Consider the following 5,854-nt stretch of genomic DNA (forward strand, 5'->3'; position numbering starts at 1 on the left):
CAGCCACCCAAGCAGGCAGCTCAGCCCCTTCAGGCAGAATCAGATAGCGTTCGGGCAAAGCCTCTTCCAAACATGCCTGATAAGAGCCCCAGGCCGCCACAAAGAGACGGTGATTGACCACCGGATGAACCAGATAAACAGGTGTTTCAAGCGAGAACATAGGCTTATTCTACCCCAGACTCGGGGCAGCCGTTCAACCCGCCTGTTTTTTAAGCCCCAGCATAAACAGCAGGAGATTGGTGAGAAAGTGAAAACCTGTGGCCAGAAAAAAGATCGCCAGGGCATCCCACCAGGTGGGGGTATAAAACACCAACAAACCGATCAGGCAGCCCAAAACCGAATCGCTCTGATCTACAAATTTAAACACGCCCCCCAGAATTCCCACCCCTTCTTTGCCCGCTTCAATCTGCAAGCGCCGCTTGATAAAACTGTTCGGCAGCTCGGCCAAAACATAGCTCAAGCCCCAAATTGCGCCATAGAACCAGCCCAGGGGCAAAACCCAGGTCTTGAAAGGAATCAGAGAAAGGTCTGCCGCCCAGTTAAAATTTTTGGCCAGCAGCTCAAAAACCTGGAGCCAGAATGCACTGACCCCGATCATGCCGACAAACCCCTTCCAGGTTTTATTGTCGCCCAAGATCCGCCGCCCATCGCGCCAGTTTTGGCCCTGATCCATGGGCACTTGCCAGCCCTTGCAAAGGGGCAGTTTCATCCAGACCATATTCGAAATACCCGCCAGCACCAGCGGAAAAATCAGCCAGAGTAGACGCGACAGAGAACTCATGGGCAGGCCCTTAAACCGAAGCCGTTTCAGGCAGGGAAGCCCCATTTTCAAGAATCTGAATCTGACCGGTCTGGCCATTCAAACTCAGGCGCTGCCCATTCTGAATCCGGCGGGTGGCACCCGACACGCCGACAATCGTAGGAATTCCCAATTCACGGCCAATGATTGCGGTATGCGAAAGCAGACTGCCTTTTTCAACCACCAGGCCTGCGGCTGAAATCATCAAAAAGACCCAACCCGGATCCGTCATTTCGGCGACCAGAATTTTACCTTTCAAATCCCCTGTCACAGCAGCCGGATCGGTCACAATCAGCGCTTCACCCGTAACCAGACCCGGAGCACAGCCCGTGCCCTGCAAGGCCGAGCCCTGTTCCAAAGGTTCAGGAGGACGCTGCGGAATCAGATTGAGCCCAACGGGCCCCTGCGTCAGCAAACGCTCGCGGGGCTGCTGGGCATACCACTGCACGCTTTCAATCCGGCGCTCAGCCACCCGCAGTTTGAGGGAGGGCACCCAGCCATGTCCATAGACAAAAGCCATCAGCTCTTCAATACTGAGCAAGAAAATATCACGGGGCTGTTCCAAAGCGCCTGCCTCTGCCAATTTTTGACCCAAGACATTGAAAATCTGGCGCACCAGCCCAAAGGAACGGGCCCGATCCAAGCGTGAACTTTCACGGTAGTTGATACTGCGCCGGGCCTGCTTTAAGCAATAGCGGAACAGCATGTCCATCAAGGGATTCAAACGGCTTTCACGCTGCAAGCGGCTTTCGGCCTGGGTGCGGATCTCCGCTTCCCGTGCGGCCAACTCAGCCACGGTCAGGCTGCCGGGCACATAGCCCAAAATCCAGCGCATCAGCTGTTGCGGCGCCTCGCGCAGACTGGGGGATTCGAGTTTGAGTTCGGCCAGGCTGCGATCGCCATAGGCCGCCAAATGGGTTTCAACCGCCGTATAAAATTCCGAAAAGCGGCTGTAACGCAGACGGGTTAAAATTTCAGGGTCTTCACCGTGGCGCTCTAAAAAGTCGTGAAGATCGGCTTCGGCCCGCACCTGCTCAGCCAAAGCAATCACAGAGCGCACCGGCTCGACACTCTCCATGCCGGCCACACCACAGAGCAGGTGGTTAAAAATTTCACGGCTGTCAGCAAAACCTGCTTTTTCAAGCAGTTTGCGGCTTAAACCTGAAAAGATAAAGGCAAAACCATCGTTGAGCACGGTGATTTCCCAACCATAGAGCAAATCGGAACAGAGGTTGGTATAGGTTTCGAGCAGGGCGTGGGAGTCCATAGCCTGCAGATCGTGGGCCTGAAAAGCCTGACTGACCCGCTGAAACTTCTCACGAAAAGCCAGCATTTCGGCATCGAGGTTGCGGTGTATTTTGCCCAGTTTCCGGGCAATGCCCAACCACTCACGCCAATGCTCTTTCCATTCCAGACGGGGTTGGCCGGTTTGTTCTTCGCGGCGGCGAATGCCCATCATTTCTTCCCAAACCCGGATATAGGGCTCAGTGCCAGGCAAAAGCCGAAACATGGCATACCAATGGCTGAGGTTATAATAGACCCTGCCCTGCAAATGCCCAATCAGATTGCGAAAAACGGTCTGCTTGGAAAAAACCAGTGCGTGGGGCACGCCCATGCGAATCACTGAATTGCGGAAAAGAATCTCATAGGCCCCGCGAATATACGAAAAGGTCAGGGGCGTGGTAATGCCGGGATAACTCTCCACGACATTGCTATTGTCAAAAACAGTGCGCTGGCCCCGGGGAATGGTGGTAATTGGGCGGGCCTGCAAAAGCCAGAAATTGCCTTGGGCATCCTGGGCCCATTCCAAATCCTGACAGTGCTGGTAACGTGATTCCGCTTTGAGCGCCAGGGCCAGCAGGGTAATGCGCTGCGCACTGTCGAGCACGGGTTTGCTGCGCTGGGCTTCAGGCACCTCTGCTTCTTGGGTACCACCTCCGGGAGCGGGCAGCACCTGTTTCAATTTATCCGAGAGCTGAACCTCCCATTCCTGAGTTCCACGCTGGTAACGGTAGGTATCGGTTTCGACCTGATCGCTGACCACCCCTTCGCCCAGACCATAGCCCGCACTGATCACCAGCTCGTTCAAATCGCCCAAGGGATTGGCCGTAAAGATCACGCCCGAGGCCCGGCTTTCGACCATGCGCTGAATCACGACGGCCAGACGCAGACGGGTGGGGTCCAACCCCCGCTCGTGCAGGTAAACCAAGAGACGCTCATTGAACAAACCTGCCCAGCATTGCCGCAATTTGTCTTCAAGCTGAAAACGGGGCACACAGAGCCAGGTATCCAATTGGCCCGCAAAGGAATGCAGGGGAGAGTCTTCCCCCAAAGCCGAAGAACGCACTGCAAAGATCCCTTCTTCAGGCAAAGCTGTGCGCAATTCCTCGCGCAGGGCAGCGGGGATTTCCAGTTCAAGAATCAGCTGTTGGAGCTGAAAACTGGTCTGTTCCAAGCTCAAGCGCGATTGGGTATTCAGCCGTGAAAGCAGGCGCTGAATTTCTTCCTGCATGGGCTCGCAGGCCAATTCCAGGGCACGGGTACTGAGCACCCACCAATCCGGCACCGGCAGGCCCTGTCGGGAAAGATGCCAAAGATTCTGGGCTTTGCCCCCCAATTCGGGCCAACAGGTTTCGGGGCTTTGAGCGGTATAAATCAAAGAATCTGCCATATCAGCCCCCTACGAACCACCAATTCAAGCAATAATCCAAGCGCATTGATCAACATATAACCTTCCATAAACGGTTTCAAGCGCGCCGTTTTTGAACTCGGGCGCAAAATAAACAAGAAAAAGAAACTCAAAACGACCACCACCGCCAGGGTCATGCCCAGCACGAACCAGGGGCTGAAAGCCGCACGCAGAATAAACGACATCAAAAGACAATAGTGCAGACTGATCACCAGCATGGGCAAAAAAGCCCCCAAACGGTAGCCAAAGATTCGGGAATAGGTCTCATATTCATTTTCATCCTGTGGGGCTTTGAGCTTGCGTGAAAGTTCCCAGGCCAGGCCGGGCAACCAAAAAATCAGCAAAAGTGGCAGATATTCTGAACGCCAGTGAAAATTGGGGTGACCGGCCACATAGACCGCCAGAATATAGAGGTTCATCAGCAAAACCGAAGGGTTGTGGCTGATCAGGGCCAGCAACAGGCTTTTTGAAATCAAGCCGCGCAGAAAAAAATAATTCAGCATCAGCAGGCCAAAGCCAAATAAAATCAGAAAGGCCCAGAGCGCTCCCGTCACAAACAGATTCAAGCCCAGCATCAGGGCAATCGTCAGCCCCATCAAAAGCTTGAGATCTGAAAGCAGCACCTGGCCTGAAGGCACCAAGCGGTGGGGAAAAAGCACTTTATCGCTCTCGGCGTCTTTGAGTTCATCGGAAATCCGCAAAAACAGCAAAAAGAGAAAAATCGTAAACGCCCCGGCCAGCGAAGCCCGGTTCACCCCCAAAGACTCACCCCGCAGCACTGCCACAAAAAAATAGAGATTGTAAAACGAGAAAAGCGAAATCAGCAGGCTGGGAACTGGGGGATACATTTCCCCCAGATACAAAGCCAGACGCGCAGGTAAAGCGCGCGTCGGTGCTGAAGTGGATGCTTGAGATTCGTGATGCATACCCCGCAGTTTAGCGAGAGAAAGCCCTGGCTGGCAGTTACCCAGCACACACTCGGCACTTAAAAATGCAAGAATTCACGAAACTTTAGCTTTCTCAATAATGCCAGGGAAAACGGCTGTAATCCTGGGGACGTTTTTCAAGAAAGGCATCGCGGCCCTCTTGGGCTTCATCGGTGCCATAGGCCAGACGGGTGGCTTCACCGGCAAAGATTTGCTGGCCCACCAGGCCATCGTCGATCAGATTGAAGCCAAATTTGAGCATGCGCATGGCCGTGGGCGATTTGTGGTTGATCAGGTGGGCCCATTCCAAGGCCACGGTTTCGAGTTCAGCATGGGGCACCACCTTATTGACCATGCCCATTTCAAAGGCTTCACGGGCGGTATAGTCCAGCCCCAGAAAAAACACCTCGCGGGCCCGTTTCTGACCACATTGACGGGCCAGATAGGCCGAACCATAGCCCGAATCAAAACTGGCAACGTCCGGGTCGGTCTGCTTGAAGCGGGCATGTTCTTCAGAGGCCAGGGTTAAATCACAGACCACATGCAGACTGTGGCCGCCGCCCACAGCCCAACCGGGCACCACGGCGATCACGATTTTGGGCATAAAGCGGATCAGACGCTGCACTTCGAGAATATGCAAGCGTCCCAGACGGGCGGGATCGATACTGCCCGGATCACCTTCGTATTTATAGCCATCTTTGCCGCGAATGCGCTGATCCCCCCCCGAACAGAAAGCCCAGCCGCCATCTTTGGGTGAGGGGCCATTGCCTGTTAACAGCACAGACCCCACATCGCTCCACTGGCGGGCATGCTCCAAGGCGCGGTAGAGTTCATCCACCGTATGGGGGCGAAAGGCATTGCGCACTTCGGGGCGGTTAAAGGCAATTCTGACCGTGCCCTGTTCGCGGGCGCGGTGATAGGTAATATCTGTAAAATCAAAGCCGGGCACAGTTTCCCAAGCCTGGGGGTCAAAAATCGGGGAGATCGTCTGCGACATGGGGGCACTCCTTGAACAGGATTTTTTCAGGCAGTATACCCTTTTCGTGGATCTTGCTGAAGAAAATCGCAAGAATGATTTGGCTCCGAACAATTACAAAAAACGACAATCCAATCCAAGGGGGATTATGGCAGATTTTGGCCTTTGATTTTTCAAGCCCTTCACCGTATATTCAGAAAATCACGCCGCTGCTGGGGGTTTTTCTATGGGCAAATTTTTAATCTCTCTTCGCAAATCTTTTACGCCTTTTACGGCCAGCCTTATGACCAGTCTACTGCTCTTTTCCTGCATGACCCAGGCTCCCAGCTTGAACAACCCAACATCCCCTCAGGGGTTTCAAATCAAAAGTCAGGTGGCTTCTGCTCATTCTTTGATTCCCGCCAATACGGCCCTGGTCAAAGGCATTTCACCTGAAGTGTTTTCCCCAGTTGGTTTTCAGGTAC

At 53.9% G+C, this 5,854-nt stretch carries 5 protein-coding genes; 1 reads left to right on the forward strand and 4 read right to left on the reverse strand.

The genetic code is table 11. The annotated features are described in order from the left end of the window. Window positions 1-193: 193 nt before the first annotated feature. From COW20_05355 to COW20_05370, 4 genes are all read right to left on the reverse strand, one after another. A complete protein-coding gene (locus COW20_05355; protein PIW49581.1) occupies window positions 194-859 on the reverse strand; it encodes a CDP-archaeol synthase in 666 nt (221 codons plus the stop codon). Continuing rightward, window positions 792-3,470 (reverse strand): hypothetical protein, encoded by a 2,679-nt coding sequence (locus COW20_05360; GenBank protein ID PIW49582.1) that lies wholly within the window; start codon window positions 3,468-3,470, stop codon window positions 792-794. Before COW20_05360 ends, COW20_05355 begins: the two co-directional genes overlap by 68 nt. Further along, window positions 3,455-4,336: a hypothetical protein gene (locus tag COW20_05365; protein PIW49583.1), complete on the reverse strand. Its 882-nt coding sequence runs from the start codon at window positions 4,334-4,336 to the stop codon at window positions 3,455-3,457. Before COW20_05365 ends, COW20_05360 begins: the two co-directional genes overlap by 16 nt. Before the next feature lie 172 nt (window positions 4,337-4,508). Beyond that, a complete protein-coding gene (locus COW20_05370; GenBank protein PIW49584.1) occupies window positions 4,509-5,411 on the reverse strand; it encodes a 1,4-dihydroxy-2-naphthoyl-CoA synthase in 903 nt (300 codons plus the stop codon). A gap of 205 nt (window positions 5,412-5,616) precedes the next feature. Here COW20_05370 and COW20_05375 point away from each other — a divergent pair. Continuing rightward, window positions 5,617-5,854 (forward strand): hypothetical protein (locus tag COW20_05375; protein ID PIW49585.1); only part of this gene is annotated, 238 nt, incomplete at its 3' end.

This window comes from bacterium (Candidatus Blackallbacteria) CG13_big_fil_rev_8_21_14_2_50_49_14 (assembly GCA_002783405.1).
Taxonomy (GTDB): Bacteria; Cyanobacteriota; Sericytochromatia; order UBA7694; family UBA7694.

Coding starts and splice junctions, on each gene's coding strand:
- COW20_05355 (PIW49581.1), bottom strand. CDS start 859: ATGGCCAGACCGGTCAGATTCAGATTCTTGAAAATGGGGCTTCCCTGC.
- COW20_05365 (PIW49583.1), bottom strand. CDS start 4,336: ATGTATCCCCCAGTTCCCAGCCTGCTGATTTCGCTTTTCTCGTTTTAC.
- COW20_05360 (PIW49582.1), bottom strand. CDS start 3,470: ATGGCAGATTCTTTGATTTATACCGCTCAAAGCCCCGAAACCTGTTGG.
- COW20_05370 (PIW49584.1), bottom strand. CDS start 5,411: ATGTCGCAGACGATCTCCCCGATTTTTGACCCCCAGGCTTGGGAAACT.